Here is a 16,653-nt window from a genome sequence, read left to right as displayed (position 1 = left end):
CTAAGATGACCCGATTTCTCGCCCTCACCTTCGCCGCCTTCACCGCAACCGCAGCCCTGTCGCAGGAACTGATCGACAAGGGTTTCGTCGAAGGCTGGAACATCATGATGGACCCCGCGCTTGGCAATGGGTGTCTTATCCAGACGGTATATCAGGATCTCTCGGTGGTGCGGCTGGGCTATGACGCGCTGGACAATCGCGGGTATTTCACCGTCTACAACAAGGCATGGGGCGATATTGAGCCGGGGCAGAGCTATCCGATCCGGTTCGAGTTGGACGGCAAGAGCTTTGACGCCACTGCCATCGGGTTCAAACAGGACCGCGTGCCGGGTGCGACGGTGTTCTTCACCGACCGCAGCTTCGTCGCCGCGATTGCCCAGAACAAGACGATGACCGTCTACAACCCCGAAGGTCAGACCGTCATGGCGATTGATCTGAAAGGCACTGCCAAAGCGCTGGAATACGCGCGCGATTGTCAGAACAAAAAGCTCTAGCGAATCGGATCGAACAGCGCGTCCTTCGCAGTGCAGTCGCGGATCACATCGCGGCCGCAGGGCACGGGGTCAAGATCGCGGGACAGGCACAGGCGGACCTCTTCTATATAGCCCTGCTTGCAGGTGATTGTGATCATATCAGGCTCAAGCGCGGGATTGGCCTTCAGGAACGCCTCTTCCACCACCGCGGCAGGCAATTTGATCGGAGCATCCAGTTTTCGGAAGACCTCGGGGCGGGTGACCGTCCCAAAAGCTTGCCGCGACAGGGCGAAATAGTCCGGCGCAGACAGGCCCGAGCATGTGCCATGCTTCTTCCATTGGTGCCAGGCCAGACCGGATGAGCCCTGAATATCCTCCATTTCCCGGGTCATGCGGCGGGACGGCGGCGCCTCGGGCGTGCGGCAGAACGACGGCCAGCCCTGGTGAAATTGCGGCCAGAGACCGTGCAATATCCACCCGTGATCATGGCGCGCATCGCATTGATCCGAGCCGCGCGCATCCCCTTCGCGCGCGCACCAATTGGGCGACCAGCTGAGCGACAGAACATAATAGTCGAACGCTCCGGCCTTCTCGCCCTCGGCCATGGCGGCCATCGCGCTGAACACCCACAAAATAACCCAGCGCATTCGCCTCTTCCCTTCTTGCCTTGCCGCGACTATATAGGCCGCAAGTTCCCCGACAACGGAAACCTGCCCCAAGACCACGGGGCCGCCGAATTCCGGCGACGGGACAGATGTATTTATAGGAGACGGGCTGATGGCAAAACCGCTTATGGCCAAGGCAACAGCCGTATGGCTGGTGGACAACACCACGATCAGCTTCAAGCAGATCGCGGATTTCGTAGGCATGCACGAGCTGGAAGTGCAGGGCATCGCCGATGGCGATGTGGCCGCTGGCGTCAAAGGGTTCGACCCGATCGCCAACAACCAGCTGACTCAGGAAGAGATCGACACAGCGCAGAACAACCCGCTGCACAAGCTGAAGCTCAAGTTCAACCCGGCCGCGTCGGGCGAGGAAAAGCGCCGTGGCCCGCGCTATACGCCGCTGTCCAAGCGCCAGGACCGTCCGAACTCGATCCTGTGGCTGGTCAAGTTCCACCCCGAACTCAGCGATGGCCAGATCGCCAAGCTGGTGGGCACCACCAAGCCGACCATCCAGTCGATCCGCGAGCGCACCCACTGGAACATCGCCAACATGCAACCCATCGATCCGGTTGCGTTGGGTCTGTGCAAGCAGTCCGAACTGGATGCCATCGTACAAAAGGCCGCTGCCAAGAAAGCCGCCGAAGGTGGTGTCATGAGCGATGATGAGCGTCGCAAGCTGGTGTCGACCGAACAATCGCTTGAAATGGATTCGGCTCCGAAGATTCCGACCGCGATTGAGGGTCTGGAGACCTTCTCGTTGTCGGATGATTCTGAAGAGAAGGAAGACGATGACGTTATCGTCGACGCCGACAGCTTCTTCAACCTGCCCAAAGGTGGCAGCGATGAAGATGAGGACGATCTGCGCCCCTGATGCGCACGCGGCCCCGACCGTCGACGGTTGGGGCCTGTTTCTTTGGGGAATGAAATGCTAAGCATTCTGTCCGCAATTTTCGGCCCGCACCGCGCTGTTTCGATCTATGCCTTCGTGAAAACCAAAGGCCTTGCCATCGCTGGCGGGATCGGTGTGGTCGCGGTTGCCGCCGCGTTGCTTTTGCTGAACGACAGCGGCGAGCACGAGCATCACTCGTTCATCACTGTTCCGGTCCTGTCGGCGACTCCGATCAACGGCGATCTGAAGAACGGTGTGATCGCGTCGGTTCGGCTGCCCGATGGTTCCGCAACCTCGATTACCTCCACCGAGGCCCCGATCTCGCAAACCGTCGGCGCCAGCGCCTGCATCGAGAAACGCGTTTACGTGGACAGTGGCGAGCCGAGATATCGTTTCAAACTGCCTCGCTATTGCGAGGCAAGCTAGTAAGCAAAACCGCCCGGTGTGACCACCGGGCGGTTTTTCCTTCAGATCATCTGAAACAGGACGCCAGCAACCACGGCTCCGCTGACCCCCAACACCAGATAGGCGGCAAAGACGCGCGGCGTGACCAGCGACCAAACTGCCGCCATCGCCGGGATCGAACTGACGGCCCCTGCAATCATGAACGCCATGGCAGCGCCTGCCGTCATCCCCTGCTCCATCAGCCCCGCCAGCAGCGGCGGTGCCACGTAGGAGTTCAGATAGGCGGGCATCCCGACCAGCGCAGCGGTGACGATGGGCAGCACGCCCTCACCCCCGACAACGCGTGCGATCAGGTCCGCCGGGACATAGCTGACCAGCAACGCTTCGAGCACATAGGCCAGCGCCAGCCATTTCAACAGGAACAGGCCGTTATGGACAAACTCGGACCGGAACCGCACGCGACGCTCGGGCTCCTGCCAGAATTTCCATACCGGTTTGTCGTCTTTCTTCGGCCCGCAACCGCAGCAGCCTGCGGGTTTGTATTCCCGCAAGGGTTGGGCGAAAGCGCCGCCACGTGTCAGCGCGCGGATGGCAAAGCCTCCGAACAGACCCAGAGCGACAGCCGCGACCGCCTTGCCAATGGCAAAGGGCCAGCCCAATGCACCCGCAGTGATCAACAGGGTTGGCGGGTCGATCAGCGGCGAGCTGAGCCAGAACGCCATGACCGCCGACAAAGGCGCGCCCAGCGCCAGAAGCCCGGCGATAAAGGGGATCACTTCGCAGGAACAGAAGGGCGCGAGCCCCCCGAACAGCGCGGCCAGAAAGATCATCCGCGTCTCGCGCCCCTCAAAGGCGCGGGCGACCATCACCTCGGCCCCGGTCGCCTTGAGGTAGGACAGCAACAGCACAGCGAACAGGATGTATTGCCCGGTATGAGCCAACGCTTTGGCCGCGAATGTCACAACCTCGGTCCAGTTGCCCGGATCAAGCAGGGCGACGGCAATCAGGAGGGCCGCGATCACGGCCCATGGCGTCTTGATCAGATCGATCACGTTGCGTGCCAGAGGTTTGGGGTTTTGTGTCAGCTCAGCCATCATTCGCGGCCTTTCCCACTTCGTCCGCGCAGCATTCGCTGAGAATGAACTGCGCAAGGTTTCTCAATTCATCGAAACACGCCCGGTTGATCGTGCTGCGTCCGATTTTTTCCTGCTCGACCACGCCACCGGCAGCCAGAAAGCGCAGGTGATGGGCCAGGGTCGAAGGCGCAATGCCAGTACGGTTCTGGATCTCACCGACCGTCAATCCGGTCTGCCCGGCCCGCACCAGCGTCTTCAGGACCTTCAGTCGGGCTTCGGACCCCATGGCCGAGAACCCGGCAGCGGCTGATTCCCACATATTCGATCTCCATTAAACTAGATTTCTGGTTATTTAGTTCTTTCGACATACGGTGTCAATCACCTCAGGCGATAAGTCCAGATTGCCCTTGCCGTAAGTCCAACCTATAACCACCCTATGAGCATCTCGGTCGATACCTTCTTTCTGGAACGCAACGCACAGGGCACCCTGCAGGCGCAGATCCAACAGATGATTGCCGAAGGCATCCTGTCGGGCCGCTTTCATGTGGGTGAGAAACTGCCCTCTTCCCGTAAACTGGCCGCACATCTGGGTGTCAGCCGGATTACGGTCACCCTGGCCTATACGGAATTGCTGGCCAGTGATTATCTCACGGCCAAAGGGCGCTCGGGCTATTATGTATCCGACAATGCGCCGGTGCCACCGACCTACACGCCGCTGCGCCGCGAGACCGAGACCGTGGACTGGAACCGCGCCTTTGCACGCAGGTTCTCGGGCGGAGACATTCTGCAGAAACCCAGCAACTGGCGCGAGTACCGCTATCCTTTCATCTATGGTCAGGTCGACCGGAAGCTGTTCGATCATGCGAACTGGCGTCTTTGCGCCGTACGGGCCCTGGGGCACAAGGATTTCGACACGCTGACCGGCGACTATGTGGATCGCGACGATCCGCTGTTGATCGAATTCATCGCCCGCCACACCCTACCCCGGCGCGGGATCGCAGCGCGCCCCGAAGAGATACTCATTACGCTGGGGGCCCAGAACGCGCTGTGGCTGGCCTCACGCGTGCTGCTCAACCGAGATCGCAAAGCGGCCATTGAGGACCCGTGCTATTATGCGCTGCGCGATTTGCTGATCCACTCCGAATGCAAACTGGCCCCTTTGCGCGTTGACCGGGATGGCCTGCCGCCCGAGGCGATCCCCGATGACACCGATGTCATTTTCACCACCCCCAGCCACCAATGCCCCACCACCGCCACGATGCCCATCGCACGCCGCCACGCTTTGCTGCAGCGCGCCCGGGAACTGGACGCGATGATCGTCGAAGATGATTACGAGTTCGAGATGTCCTTTCTGGGCGCACCCTCGCCCGCTTTGCGGTCGCTGGATACGGATGGGCGGGTGATCTATGTCGGCAGCTTTTCCAAGTCACTGTTTCCGGGTCTGCGGCTGGGTTACATGGTGGGTTCCGAAAATTTCATCCGCGAAGCGCGTGCATTGCGGTCGCTGGTCCTGCGGCATCCGCCGGGTCATGTACAACGCACGGCTGCCTATTTCCTGTCTCTTGGGCACTATGATGCGCAGATTCGGCGGATGTCCAAAGCGCTGCAGATTCGGCGCGAAATCATCGACGATGCAATCCGGCATTCTGGCCTGACGGTCGCGGGTCGCGGGATGCTGGGCGGGTCATCGATCTGGATGCAGGCCCCCGAGGATGTGGATACGACCCGGCTTGCGAGGCAGCTGCAGGACAAAGGCGTGCATATCGAACCCGGCGAGACCTTCTTTTCCGGCCTGGACCGGCCAAAGAACTACTACCGGCTCGGGTATTCCTCGATCACATCCGACCGGATCGGACCGGGAATCGCACAAATCGCCGAAGCCATCAGACAGGCCTGATCGGCGACACTGGACCTAATCCGACGTCTATTCTGGCCCTAACGCCGCAGACACCCTTGGGTCAAAACCGAATAGAAATCCGGGGCGACAGACCCCGTCACAGCCATTCACGATCGGAGAGTACGCAGATGAAAATGACCACCGAAGAGGCCTTTGTTAAGGTTCTGCAAATGCACGGTATCGAGCATGCGTTCGGTATTATCGGATCGGCCATGATGCCGATCTCTGACATCTTTGGGAAAGCCGGCATCACTTTCTGGGACTGCGCGCATGAAGGCTCCGGCGGCATGATGGCCGACGGCTACACCCGCGCCACCGGCAAGATGTCGATGATGATCGCCCAGAACGGCCCCGGCATCACCAATTTTGTGACCGCCGTCAAAACCGCCTACTGGAACCACACGCCGCTGCTGCTGGTCACCCCGCAGGCCGCCAACAAGACCATGGGTCAGGGCGGTTTCCAGGAGATGGAGCAGATGCGCATGTTCGCCGACTGCGTCTGCTATCAGGAAGAAGTACGTGACCCCAGCCGCATGGCCGAGGTTCTGAGCCGCGTGATCATGAAAGCCAAGCATGCATCCGCACCAGCGCAGATCAACGTGCCACGCGACTTCTTCACTCAGGTCGTCGACATCGAACTGCCTGCCGTTGTTGAATTCGAACTGCCTCAGGGTGGTGCTGCAGCTGTAACCGAAGCTGCTGCGCTGCTGTCGAGCGCCAAAAACCCCGTTATCCTGAACGGGGCCGGTACGGTTCTGTCCAAAGGCGGCATCGAAGCCTCGAAAGCCCTGGCCGAGCGTCTGGACGCGCCCGTCTGCGTTGGCTACCAGCACAACGACGCCTTCCCCGGCTCGCACCCGCTGTTTGCTGGCCCGCTGGGCTATAACGGCTCGAAAGCCGGTATGGAGCTGATCAAGGAAGCTGACGTGGTTCTGTGCCTCGGCACCCGCCTGAACCCGTTCTCGACCCTGCCGGGCTACGGTCTGGAATACTGGCCCGCAAATGCGAAGATCATTCAGGTCGACATCAACCCGGATCGCATCGGCCTGACCAAGAAGGTCTCGGTCGGCATAGTTGGCGACGCGGCCACCGTTGCGACCAACATCCTGGCGCAGCTGTCGGACACCGCAGGTGACGAAGGCCGCGACGAGCGCAAGGCGAAAATCGCCGAAACCAAATCCCGTTGGGCACAGGAACTGACCTCGATGGATCACGAGCAGGACGATCCGGGCACCACCTGGAACGAACGCGCCCGCGCCGCCAAGCCGGACTGGCTGAGCCCCCGGAAAGCATGGCGTGCCATCCAGAAGGCCCTGCCGAAAGAGGCAATCATCTCGTCCGACATCGGCAACAACTGCGCCATCGGCAACGCCTATCCTTCGTTCGAGGAAGGCCGCAAGTATCTGGCCCCCGGCCTGTTCGGCCCCTGTGGCTACGGCCTGCCGTCGGTGATCGGCGCCAAGATCGGCTGCCCGGACGTTCCGGTTGTTGGTTTCTCGGGTGACGGTGCCTTCGGCATCGCCGTGACCGAACTGACCGCCATTGGTCGCGAAGAATGGCCCGCTGTCACTCAGGTTGTCTTCCGCAACTACCAGTGGGGCGCGGAAAAGCGTAACTCGACCCTGTGGTTCGACGACAACTTCGTCGGCACCGAGCTGGACACGCAGGTGTCTTACGCCGGTATCGCCAACGCCTGTGGTCTAAAAGGCGTTGTCGCCCGCACTCAGGACGAGCTTACCGCGGCCCTGGATCAGGCGATCAAAGATCAGAAGAACGGTATCACCACCCTGATCGAAGCGATGATCAACCAGGAACTGGGTGAGCCATTCCGCCGTGACGCGATGAAGAAGCCGGTCGAAGTAGCTGGCATCGACATCAACGACATGCGTCCGCAATAAGCCATACATGTGGCCGGACCACCAAGGTCCGGCCACAGTCCGGGGCATCTTTCCCACGTCACTGGGAAAAACGTCCGCAAATGCTTGAGCCCGGCAGCAAAATTCTCAGAATGGCCAGCACGTTCAGGTACCAAGGCAACCGGCCATAGGGAGAGAATTGACGTGACGCAACAGCCCAGGATCGACCTGTCGCCCAAAGTCTCGGACGAGGTCCGGCGCACCACCTGTTACATGTGCGCCTGCCGCTGCGGCATCAACGTCCACATGAAAGACGGCAAGGTCGCCTATATCGAGGGCAACCGGGATCATCCGGTCAACAAGGGCGTGCTCTGCGCCAAGGGTTCCGCCGGGATCATGCAGGTCAACGCCCCCTCGCGCCTGCGCAAACCGCTGCGCCGTGTCGGCCCGCGCGGATCGGGCGAATTTCGCGAGATCGAGTGGGACGAAGCGATCAGCACCGCCGTTGGCTGGCTGAACGAACTGCACGAAACCGCACCGCAAAAACTGGCCTTCTTCACCGGCCGTGACCAAAGCCAGAGCTTCACCTCCTTCTGGGCACAGAATTTCGGCACTCCGAACTATGCGGCCCATGGCGGCTTCTGCTCGGTCAACATGGCTGCGGGCGGCATCTACACGATGGGTGGCGCGTTCTGGGAATTCGGCCAGCCCGACTGGGACCACACCAAATTGTTCATGTTGTTCGGTGTGGCCGAGGATCATGACAGCAATCCGATCAAGATGGGCATCGGCAAGATCAAGGCGCGTGGCGCGCGGGTGATCGGGGTGAACCCGATCCGCTCGGGCTATAACGCTGTGGCAGACGACTGGGTCGGGATCACGCCGGGCACCGATGGGTTGTTCATCCTGTCGCTGATCCATGTGCTGATGAAAGCGGGCAAGATCGATCTGGACTATCTCAGCCGCTATACCAACGCGCCGGTTCTGGTGAATGCCGCGGAAGGCCCGGAAAAAGGCCTGTTCCTGCGCGATGAAGACGGCAAACCGCTGGTAATCGACCGGGTGACCGGCGAACTGACCGCCTTTGACAAGCCCGGCGTACGCCCGGACCTGTCGGCGACCTATGAACAGGACGGTGTCACCCACCGCCCGGTCTTCCACCTGATGGCCGAGAAATACCTCAGCGACGACCACGCCCCCGAGGCCGTCGCCGAGCGCTGCGGCATCCCCGCCAAACGCATCCGCGCCATTGCTGCCGAAATCGCTCGCGTGGCCTTTGACGAAGCCATCGAGCTGGATCACGAATGGACCGACTTCCGGGGCGAAACACATTCGAAAATGACAGGCCGCCCGGTCAGCTTCCACTCGATGCGCGGCATCTCGGCCCATGCCAACGGGTTCCAGACCTGCCGCGCCCTGCACGTGCTGCAAATCCTGTTGGGCACCGTCGAGGTCCCCGGCGGCTTCCGTTTCAAACCGCCCTATCCCAAACCGGTCGAGGCACATCCGACCCCGCATGGCGACCGCCGCCCGGGCCGCCCGCTGAACGGGCCGCATCTGGGCTTTCCGCGCGGTCCCGACGATCTGTTGCTGGACGATGACGGCAGCCCCATTCGCATCGACAAGGCGTTCACATGGGAAAACCCGATGTCGGCCCACGGGCTGATGCATATGGTGATCTCGAACGCTGCTGCAGGCGATCCCTACAAGATCGACACGCTGTTCATGTACATGGCGAACATGTCGTGGAACTCGTCCATGAACACCAAGGGCGTGATGGAGATGTTGACGGCCAAGGATGACGACGGCAACTACGTCATCCCGAACATCATCTATTCTGACGCCTATTCCTCGGAAATGGTGGCCTATGCCGACCTGATTCTGCCCGACACCACCTATCTGGAGCGGCACGACTGTATCTCTCTGCTCGACCGCCCGATCTGCGAGGCTGATGCCGCCGCCGACGCCATCCGCTGGCCGGTGGTCGAGCCCGACCGCGATGTGCGCGGTTTCCAGTCGGTGCTGATCGAACTGGCCAACCGCATGAGCCTGCCGGGCTTCACCAACGAAGACGGCAGCGCCAAGTGGAAGGACTATGCCGATTATATCGTCAACCACGAACGCCGTCCGGGCATTGGCCCGCTGGCCGGTTTCCGGGGCGAAGACGGCGACAAGGAAGGGCGCGGAGAGGTCAACCCCGAGCAGTTGAACCGCTATATCGACAACGGCGGCTTCTATGTCGCGCATATCCCCGAAGGCGCGGATTACTACAAACCGTGGAACGCAGCCTATCAGGACTGGGCCGTGGGCATGGGCCTTTATGACAGCCCACAACCCTATCTGTTCCAGCTCTATTCCGAGCCGATGCGCAAATTCCAGCTCGCCGCCGAAGGCTTTGGCGACCGCAAGCCGCCGGAACATCTGCGCCAGCGCATCAAAGACAAGATGGACCCGCTGCCGATCTGGTACGAAACCGATCAGCAGGGCAACGAGGGCTTCACCATCAACGCTCTGACCCAGCGCCCGATGGCGATGTATCACAGCTGGGGCACGCAAAACGCCTGGCTGCGCCAGTTGCACGGGCGCAACCCGCTTTACGTGCCCACAAAGCTGATGCGGGAACATGGGTTGCAGGATGGCGATTGGGCCAAGGTCAGCTCTCCGCACGGAGAAATCACCGTGCCCGTGATGGAAATGGCGGCGCTGAACGACAATACCGTCTGGACCTGGAACGCCATCGGCAAACGCAAAGGCGCCTGGGCCCTGCAAGAGGACGCGCCCGAAGCCACCAAGGGCTTCCTGCTCAACCACCTGATCCACGAATTGCTGCCCGCCAAAGGGGATGGCATGCGATGGGCCAATTCCGACCCGGTGACAGGCCAGGCCGCCTGGTTCGACCTCAAGGTCAAGATCGAAAAGGCCGACGCCCCCGCCGACGTCCAGAGCCAGCCGGAATTCGATCCGATCAAATCCCCCGTCGGCACCGGCCCCAAGGATTTGGCATGGAAGGTGGGCAAATGACGCGTATCCGTCCTTCATCTGGCCAAAAATATCCCGGGGAGCGCGAGGGGCTGGCCCCTCGCTCCTGCCCTCACCACACACGCGGAGGCATGCTGCAATGACCCAGCTACCCACGTCCACCGAGCGCAAAATGGGTCTGGTCATCGACCTGGACACCTGCGTTGGCTGCCATGCCTGCGTGATCTCCTGCAAAGGCTGGAACACCGAAAACTACGGCGCGCCACTATCCGATCAGGATGCCTATGGCGGCAGTCCGTCGGGCACCTTCCTGAACCGTGTGCATTCTTACGAGGTGCAGCCTGCTGATGGTCACGCCCAGCTGATCCACTTCCCCAAATCCTGCCTGCATTGCGAAGATGCGCCCTGCGTCACCGTCTGCCCGACCGGTGCGAGCTATAAGCGGGTCGAGGACGGCATCGTGCTGGTCAATGAAAGTGACTGCATCGGTTGCGGCCTGTGCGCCTGGTCCTGCCCTTATGGCGCGCGCGAGCTGGACATGGCCGAGGGTGTGATGAAGAAATGCACGCTCTGCGTTGATCGTATCTATAACGAGAACCTGCCCGAAGTGGATCGCATCCCCTCATGCGTGCGCACCTGCCCGGCGGGCGCGCGGCATTTTGGCGATCTGGGTGATCCCGACAGCGATGTCAGCAAACTGGTTGCCGAACGCGAGGGCATGGATCTGATGCCTGAGATGGGCACCAAACCGGTCAACAAATACCTGCCGCCCCGCCCGAAGGACACGGTCGAGGACCAGATCGACATTCTGGCCCCGCTTCTGGCCCCGGTGGCCGAAGAGCCCAAGGGCTTACTTGGTTGGCTCGACAAGACGTTGGAGAAGCTCTGATGCATCCCGCACCTTCCGTCATCCTCTTCACCACCCTGTCCGGTCTGGGTTTTGGTCTGCTGTTTTTCCTCGGGCTCGGTCAGCCTGCCGTGACCGGCTTTGTGGCATTCGTTTTCTACGCCATCGCCTATGCGCTTGCGGTGGGTGGCCTGTTGGCCTCGACCTTCCATTTGGGTCATCCCGAGCGCGCCTGGAAAGCCTTCAGCCAATGGAAATCCAGCTGGCTCAGCCGTGAAGGGGTATGTGCCGTCGCCGCCCTTGTCGTCATGGGGCTTTATGCCTTTGGCGCAGTCTTCCTGCAAAGCCACTGGACCTTGTTAGGCTGGATCGGCGCGATCCTCAGCCTTGCCACCGTGTTCACCACTTCGATGATCTACACCCAGCTCAAGACCATCCCGCGCTGGAACATGGAGCTGACACCGGCCATGTTCCTGTCCTTCAGCCTGGCAGGTGGCTCGCTGCTGTCCGGAGCCGAAGCGCTGGCCCCCTGGCTGCTTGCCATCGCTGGTGCGGTGCAGCTTGCTTACTGGGCCAAAGGCGACGGCGCGTTCGCGAGATCTGGCACCACATTGGGCACCGCCACTGGGCTGGGTGTCCGGGGTGCCGTGCGCGCCTTTGAGCCACCGCACACAGGAACCAACTATCTGCTGCGCGAATTCGTCCACGTGGTCGGGCGCAAGCACGCACAGAAGCTGCGGATGATTTCCTTTGGTCTGGCGTTTGTACTGCCTTTGCTGTTGATCCTGATCCCGGTCTCGGGCGTCGTGATCAAGCATCTTTTTGCCCTGCTGGCCGTGCTGTCTCATCTGGCGGGGGTCGTAGTGTCCCGCTGGCTGTTCTTCGCACAGGCCGAACATGTCGTCGGGTTGTATTACGGGAAACGGTAGAGGGGGCTCTGCCCCCGCTGCGGCAAGCCGCGACTCCCCCGGGATATTTTGGGCCAGATGAAGTCTGGATCCGTCAAAATGAAAAGGGCGGCGCTCGGGGTTCGAGGCCGCCCTGTTTTTGTATCGAACGTAAGCTAGATCAGGCCAGCATGCGCCATCGCCGCTTCGATGGCGGATTTGGTGCTGTCTTCCAGCTCGGTCAGGGGCGAGCGGACCTCGGTGCTGCACAGCCCCAGTTTGCTGAGCGCGTATTTGGCGCCGACAAGCCCGGGCTCGATGAAGATCGCTTCGTGCAGGGGCATCAGGCGGTCCTGATACTCCAGAGCTTTTGCATAATCGCCCGACAGAGTGGCCTGTTGGAATTCGGTGCAGAGTTTCGGCGCAACGTTTGCCGTGACCGAGATGCATCCGACGCCGCCATGGGCGTTAAAGCCCAGCGCCGTGGCGTCCTCACCCGAAAGCTGGCAGAAATCGGGTCCGCAGCTCGCGCGTTGCTGGCTGACGCGGGCCAGATCGCCGGTTGCGTCCTTGACGCCTACGATTCGCGGCAGTTTGGCCAGTTCTCCCATCGTCTCGGGAGTCATGTCGATGACAGAACGGCCCGGGATATTGTAGATGATGATCGGAATATCGGCGCAGTCGTGCAGCGCGCGGAAATGCGCGAGCAGGCCTTTTTGCGTCGGCTTGTTGTAATAGGGCGTCACAACCAGCGCAGCATCGGCACCGGCGTTCTTGGCGAACTGGACGAAACGAATGGCCTCGACCGTGTTGTTCGAACCGGCACCTGCAATAACAGGAACGCGGCCTGCTGCGGCTTTGACAACCTCTGCCACAACCGTTTCATGCTCTTCATGGCTGAGCGTCGGGCTTTCGCCGGTCGTGCCCACCGGAACCAGCCCGGTCGAACCTTCCTTTATCTGCCACTCCACCAAGCGTTTGAGCGTATCCAGGTCCAACGCGCCGTTTGAAAACGGGGTGACGAGGGCTGGCATCGAGCCTTTGAACATGACACGCTCCTTAAGGTGCAGTTAGCAATTTTTGCGCCTGACGCGGTCACAATCATCACGATGTGAGTTGATCCCGGCGGCGCAAGGTTTATCCTGAATGGCTCTATCCTTGGTTGGTTGGGAAATGCAAGGCATGACACGCGTTCTGGCGCTTTTGGTGGCGGTGATTCTGGGATCTTTGGGGCAGGCGCGGGCCGAGGCCGTGGGCGACCTGCGCGCGGGCCTTTACGAGATGCGTAAGGGAGACTGGAACGCGGCGTTGCGTGTGTCCGGCCAGCGGGGATCAGTGTCACGGGACATCATCGTCTGGCATTGGCTGCGCGAAGGATTCGGCAGCTCGGGCGATGTGCTGGTGTTTCTTGAGCGGCGCCCCGATTGGCCGGGACTGGCCTGGCTGCGGCGCAAGAGCGAACCGTCGTTCACCAATACAGACGCGGATCGGGTGCTGAAATTCTATGACGGAATGCCGCCGCAAACTGCCGAAGGGGCGCTGAACTATGCTGTCGCCCTGATGAGCAAGGGGCGTCATGGCGAGGCCGAAGCTGATGTCGTGACCGCATGGCGGACGATGCCGATGGGGGCCGGTCTGCAGAAGACCTATCTGGAGAATTTCAGCGCGTTGCTGAAACCCCATCACGGCGCGCGTCTGGATCGAATGCTGTGGGACGGGCAACTGGTTAGCGCCGGGCAAATGTTGCCTTTGGTCAGTGCGGATCAGCGCAAGCTGGCTGAGGCGCGGATTGCCTTGCAGAAACGCCAGAATGGTGTGGATGGCAAGGTTGCTGCGGTCCCGAGTTCCTTGGCCGATGCGCCGGGCCTGGCCTTTGACCGGTTCGTCTGGCGCGACCGGAAGGAATTGGATGACAGCGCCATCGATCTGATGCTGGCACGTTCGACCGGACCGGACGCACTGGGTGAACCCGACAAATGGGCCGAAGGACGGCGCAGGCTGGCGCGGCTTGAAATGCGTACGGGCAGCGCCGAGCGTGCCTATGCCATTGCCGCCAATCACCACATGACACCGGATATGGGCTATGCCTATGCCGATCTTGAGTGGCTGGCCGGGTTCCTTGCCCTGCGCAAGCTGAACGATCCGGCCACGGCCGTGCGCCATTTCCAGAACTTTTCGGGGGCGGTGCGATCACCGATTTCGAAAGGCCGCGGCGGCTACTGGCTGGGCCGTGCCTACGCGGCATTGGGCGATGCCGACAAAGCGTATGAGGCTTATTCGGCGGGGGCGGACTATCAGACCTCGTTCTACGGATTGTTGGCAGCCGAGCGGATCGGTCGCCCGTTCGACAGCGAGCTGGCCAATCCGCGCCGCGCGCCGCATTGGAAACAGGCCGCATTTGCCGATTCAAGCGTGCTTGAGGCCGGGCTGCTGCTGCTGCGCGCAGGTGAGGGCAATCTGTCCGAACGTTTCCTGACCCATCTGGTGGAAAGTCTTGATCAGACGCAGGCCGCTCAGCTGGGTGATCTGGCGATCGAACTGAACGAGCCGCATCTGGCCGTCATGATCGCAAAACGCGCAGCGACCACAGGCACCGTCCTGCCCGCTGCCTATTATCCCGTGCATCCGGTGGCCGATATGGGCCTGCCGATGGCGAAAGAGATGACGCTGGCAATCGCCCGCCGCGAAAGCGAGTTCGATCCGGTGGTGATCAGCGGCGCAGGCGCGCGCGGCCTGATGCAGGTGATGCCCGCAACGGCAAAGCTGGTTGCACAGGATCTGGGCATTCTCAGCGGGTACCAGACCGGACGGCTGACCTCGGATTGGCAGTACAACGCCAAGCTGGGCGCGAATTATCTGTCCAGCCTCGCTGAGGATTTCAACGGCAATGTGGTGATGATGGCCGCTGGATATAACGCCGGACCGCGCAGACCGGATTCGTGGATGAAACGTTATGGCGACCCGCGCAGGGGCGAGGTGGACGTGATCGACTGGATCGAGACCATCCCGTTCAAGGAAACCCGAAACTACGTCATGCGGGTGGCTGAAAGCCTGCCTGTCTATCGCGCGCGTCTGGGCCAGCCACCGCTGCCGGTGCCATTCTCGCAAGAACTGGCCGGATCAACCCTTGCGTCGTTCGCGCCATAGGGTGAACAGACCTGCCGCAATGACCAGACCGACACCCAGAACCAGCGCGGGGCGCAGCGCCTCATTGAAGATGGTGATGCCCAGAATGGCGCTCCACATCAGGTGGAAATAGGCAAAAGGCTGGACGGCGCTGGCTTCGGCCATTTCATAGCATTTGATCAGCAGCCAGTGCCCCAGCACGCCGGTGATGCACAGCAATCCCATCCACAACCAGTCGCTGCTGGCCATGGGTTCCCAGAACCATATTCCGACGCTGGTCATTGCGACCGCACCGGCCACACCGGTCCAGAAAAAGCTGGTTGCGGTGCTGTCGCGCCGCGCGGCGTAGCGGGTCAGAAGCCCGTAGACCGCGAACATCAGCGCCGAAATCAGCGGGATCACGGCCCAGGGGTTGAACACGCCCGCGCCGGGCTGAAGGATGATCAGCACACCAATGCAACCAACCCCGATGGCGGCCCAGCGACGCCAGCCAACCTTCTCGCCCAGAACCGGCCCGCTGAGCGCGGCGATCAGCAGCGGATAGCAGATGAACACCGCCTGACTTTCGATCAACCCGAGGATGGTAAAGCTGAAAACGGCCACACAAACCTCGCCGGCCAGCAACAGGCCCCGAAAGATCTGCAAGCCAAGCTGACTGGTTTGTGCCGCTGCCCGCAGACCTCCGGGCGATCTTGCGGCCACCGCGATCACAAAGGAGGCAAAGAACCAATATCGGATCATCACCACCATGTAGGTGTTGTAGGTGCCTGCCAGATGGCGCGAGATACCGTCCTGCAACGCGAACACAATCGTTGCACCGATCATCAGCACAATGCCCGCATTGACGTTGTTCTTCTGGCTCATGACTTCGCCGCCCGGGTCATATGTCGCTTGCGTCCAAAGCCGGGTGTCCGGGTCACGTCGAACCCCGCATCGGACAACCCCCGGCGCACGAAACCGGCGGCTGTATAGGTCGCCGCAGTGCCGCCATGGGCCGTGTGATCCGCCACCTGCTGCATCAGGTCTGCGCCCCAAAGCTCGGGGTTCTTCGCGGGCGAGAACCCGTCCAGAAACCATGCATCCGCAACGCCGTTCCACTGCGGCACAGTCTGGCGTGCATCGCCGTGGATGACCTCAAGATGCAACGTATCCAGCCTGCAGGTCCGACCCGTCCAGACACCCAGAAATCGCTCGACACGGGGCGACAGTTCGGGAAACGCGGCCAGCGCCCGCGCCATTTCGTCGGGGGACATCGGAAACGCCTCGAAGCTGGTGAAACGCAGCGGGGTCGTCTGGCCCGCGTCTTCCCACGCAGACCAGACCGTCAACATGTTCAAGCCGGTGCCGAACCCCAGTTCGGCAATGTGAAACCCGGGTGCAAACCGCGCGGGCAGATCATTGCCTGCCAGGAACACGTGGCGCGTCTCTTCCAACCCGTTTTGCAACGAGTAATAGGGATCGTCGAAACGGTCCGAAACCGGGATCTGATCCTCGGTCCATGTCAATTCGGCACGCTGGTCTGCCATCGGGTTATCCTGTAGCTAGGCTGCGCG

General features: G+C 61.3%; 15 protein-coding genes. 9 read left to right on the top strand and 6 right to left on the bottom strand.

What is annotated here, in order from left to right:
* The first annotated feature begins 5 nt into the window (after positions 1 to 5).
* Positions 6 to 494 carry a hypothetical protein gene (locus ACR3E4_RS10920; protein ID WP_480534240.1) on the top strand — a complete coding sequence of 163 codons (489 nt, stop codon included), beginning with the start codon at positions 6 to 8 and terminating at the stop codon, positions 492 to 494.
* On the opposite strand, the gene ACR3E4_RS10915 is transcribed toward ACR3E4_RS10920, so the two are convergent.
* The gene (locus ACR3E4_RS10915) at positions 491 to 1,120 is read right to left on the bottom strand and encodes a ribonuclease T2 family protein (RefSeq protein ID WP_480534242.1); all 630 of its coding nucleotides are present in this window, start codon (positions 1,118 to 1,120) and stop codon (positions 491 to 493) included. The genes ACR3E4_RS10920 and ACR3E4_RS10915 overlap by 4 nt on opposite strands.
* A gap of 130 nt (positions 1,121 to 1,250) precedes the next feature.
* On the opposite strand from ACR3E4_RS10915, the gene ACR3E4_RS10910 reads away from it, so the two are divergent.
* Positions 1,251 to 2,009, top strand: a complete 759-nt coding sequence (locus ACR3E4_RS10910; RefSeq protein ID WP_480534244.1) for a DUF1013 domain-containing protein — start codon at positions 1,251 to 1,253, stop codon at positions 2,007 to 2,009.
* A gap of 54 nt (positions 2,010 to 2,063) precedes the next feature.
* Positions 2,064 to 2,453: a hypothetical protein gene (locus ACR3E4_RS10905; RefSeq protein WP_480534246.1), complete on the top strand. Its 390-nt coding sequence runs from the start codon at positions 2,064 to 2,066 to the stop codon at positions 2,451 to 2,453.
* A gap of 41 nt (positions 2,454 to 2,494) precedes the next feature.
* Here ACR3E4_RS10905 and ACR3E4_RS10900 read toward each other — a convergent pair whose 3' ends face one another.
* A complete protein-coding gene (locus ACR3E4_RS10900; protein ID WP_480534248.1) occupies positions 2,495 to 3,526 on the bottom strand; it encodes a permease in 1,032 nt (343 codons plus the stop codon).
* Entirely contained in the window at positions 3,519 to 3,827 is a 309-nt protein-coding gene (locus ACR3E4_RS10895; RefSeq protein ID WP_480471948.1) for an ArsR/SmtB family transcription factor, read from the bottom strand. Before ACR3E4_RS10895 ends, ACR3E4_RS10900 begins: the two co-directional genes overlap by 8 nt.
* Positions 3,828 to 3,944: 117 nt before the next feature.
* Here ACR3E4_RS10895 and pdxR point away from each other — a divergent pair, with 117 nt between their 5' ends.
* The 5 genes from pdxR to ACR3E4_RS10870 all read left to right on the top strand — a co-directional run bounded on the left by pdxR (position 3,945) and on the right by ACR3E4_RS10870 (position 12,016).
* Positions 3,945 to 5,405: a MocR-like pyridoxine biosynthesis transcription factor PdxR gene (pdxR, locus tag ACR3E4_RS10890; RefSeq protein WP_480534250.1), complete on the top strand. Its 1,461-nt coding sequence runs from the start codon at positions 3,945 to 3,947 to the stop codon at positions 5,403 to 5,405.
* A 128-nt stretch (positions 5,406 to 5,533) separates the two neighbouring features.
* On the top strand, positions 5,534 to 7,303 hold the full coding sequence (gene xsc / locus ACR3E4_RS10885) for a sulfoacetaldehyde acetyltransferase (RefSeq protein ID WP_480534252.1): 1,770 nt from the start codon (positions 5,534 to 5,536) through the stop codon (positions 7,301 to 7,303).
* Positions 7,304 to 7,465: 162 nt separating this feature from the next.
* Entirely contained in the window at positions 7,466 to 10,282 is a 2,817-nt protein-coding gene (locus tag ACR3E4_RS10880) for a molybdopterin oxidoreductase family protein (RefSeq protein ID WP_480534254.1), read from the top strand.
* Between the two features lie 97 nt (positions 10,283 to 10,379).
* A complete protein-coding gene (locus ACR3E4_RS10875) occupies positions 10,380 to 11,129 on the top strand; it encodes a 4Fe-4S dicluster domain-containing protein (RefSeq protein ID WP_480534256.1) in 750 nt (249 codons plus the stop codon).
* On the top strand, positions 11,129 to 12,016 hold the full coding sequence (locus ACR3E4_RS10870) for a dimethyl sulfoxide reductase anchor subunit family protein (RefSeq protein ID WP_480534258.1): 888 nt from the start codon (positions 11,129 to 11,131) through the stop codon (positions 12,014 to 12,016). The genes ACR3E4_RS10875 and ACR3E4_RS10870 overlap by 1 nt, the downstream gene beginning before the upstream one ends.
* Before the next feature lie 134 nt (positions 12,017 to 12,150).
* Here the strand turns inward: ACR3E4_RS10870 and dapA are convergent, their stop codons facing one another.
* Positions 12,151 to 13,023, bottom strand: coding sequence for a 4-hydroxy-tetrahydrodipicolinate synthase (dapA, locus tag ACR3E4_RS10865; RefSeq protein WP_480534260.1), 873 nt, complete (start codon positions 13,021 to 13,023; stop codon positions 12,151 to 12,153).
* A 133-nt stretch (positions 13,024 to 13,156) separates the two neighbouring features.
* Between dapA and ACR3E4_RS10860 the strand changes: the two genes are divergently transcribed.
* Positions 13,157 to 15,121: a lytic transglycosylase domain-containing protein gene (locus ACR3E4_RS10860; RefSeq protein ID WP_480534262.1), complete on the top strand. Its 1,965-nt coding sequence runs from the start codon at positions 13,157 to 13,159 to the stop codon at positions 15,119 to 15,121.
* On the opposite strand, the gene ACR3E4_RS10855 is transcribed toward ACR3E4_RS10860, so the two are convergent.
* Positions 15,095 to 15,964 (bottom strand): DMT family transporter, encoded by an 870-nt coding sequence (locus ACR3E4_RS10855; protein ID WP_480534264.1) that lies wholly within the window; start codon positions 15,962 to 15,964, stop codon positions 15,095 to 15,097. The two genes, ACR3E4_RS10860 and ACR3E4_RS10855, sit on opposite strands and share 27 nt — an antisense overlap.
* On the bottom strand, positions 15,961 to 16,626 hold the full coding sequence (mnmC2, locus tag ACR3E4_RS10850; RefSeq protein ID WP_480534266.1) for a tRNA (5-methylaminomethyl-2-thiouridine)(34)-methyltransferase MnmC2: 666 nt from the start codon (positions 16,624 to 16,626) through the stop codon (positions 15,961 to 15,963). Before mnmC2 ends, ACR3E4_RS10855 begins: the two co-directional genes overlap by 4 nt.
* Positions 16,627 to 16,653 lie beyond the last annotated feature (27 nt).

This window comes from Ruegeria sp. AP11 (assembly GCF_056535865.1).
This window is presented reverse-complemented; position numbering and strand designations above follow the sequence as displayed.

Excerpts from the sequence above, each read along its gene's own strand:
- mnmC2 (WP_480534266.1), bottom strand. The coding sequence starts at position 16,626 with ATGGCAGACCAGCGTGCCGAATTGACATGGACCGAGGATCAGATCCCG.
- ACR3E4_RS10895 (WP_480471948.1), bottom strand. The coding sequence starts at position 3,827 with ATGTGGGAATCAGCCGCTGCCGGGTTCTCGGCCATGGGGTCCGAAGCC.
- ACR3E4_RS10910 (WP_480534244.1), top strand. The coding sequence starts at position 1,251 with ATGGCAAAACCGCTTATGGCCAAGGCAACAGCCGTATGGCTGGTGGAC.
- dapA (WP_480534260.1), bottom strand. The coding sequence starts at position 13,023 with ATGTTCAAAGGCTCGATGCCAGCCCTCGTCACCCCGTTTTCAAACGGC.
- ACR3E4_RS10915 (WP_480534242.1), bottom strand. The coding sequence starts at position 1,120 with ATGCGCTGGGTTATTTTGTGGGTGTTCAGCGCGATGGCCGCCATGGCC.
- ACR3E4_RS10855 (WP_480534264.1), bottom strand. The coding sequence starts at position 15,964 with ATGAGCCAGAAGAACAACGTCAATGCGGGCATTGTGCTGATGATCGGT.
- ACR3E4_RS10875 (WP_480534256.1), top strand. The coding sequence starts at position 10,380 with ATGACCCAGCTACCCACGTCCACCGAGCGCAAAATGGGTCTGGTCATC.
- ACR3E4_RS10900 (WP_480534248.1), bottom strand. The coding sequence starts at position 3,526 with ATGGCTGAGCTGACACAAAACCCCAAACCTCTGGCACGCAACGTGATC.
- ACR3E4_RS10860 (WP_480534262.1), top strand. The coding sequence starts at position 13,157 with ATGACACGCGTTCTGGCGCTTTTGGTGGCGGTGATTCTGGGATCTTTG.
- ACR3E4_RS10920 (WP_480534240.1), top strand. The coding sequence starts at position 6 with ATGACCCGATTTCTCGCCCTCACCTTCGCCGCCTTCACCGCAACCGCA.
- ACR3E4_RS10870 (WP_480534258.1), top strand. The coding sequence starts at position 11,129 with ATGCATCCCGCACCTTCCGTCATCCTCTTCACCACCCTGTCCGGTCTG.
- pdxR (WP_480534250.1), top strand. The coding sequence starts at position 3,945 with ATGAGCATCTCGGTCGATACCTTCTTTCTGGAACGCAACGCACAGGGC.
- ACR3E4_RS10905 (WP_480534246.1), top strand. The coding sequence starts at position 2,064 with ATGCTAAGCATTCTGTCCGCAATTTTCGGCCCGCACCGCGCTGTTTCG.
- xsc (WP_480534252.1), top strand. The coding sequence starts at position 5,534 with ATGAAAATGACCACCGAAGAGGCCTTTGTTAAGGTTCTGCAAATGCAC.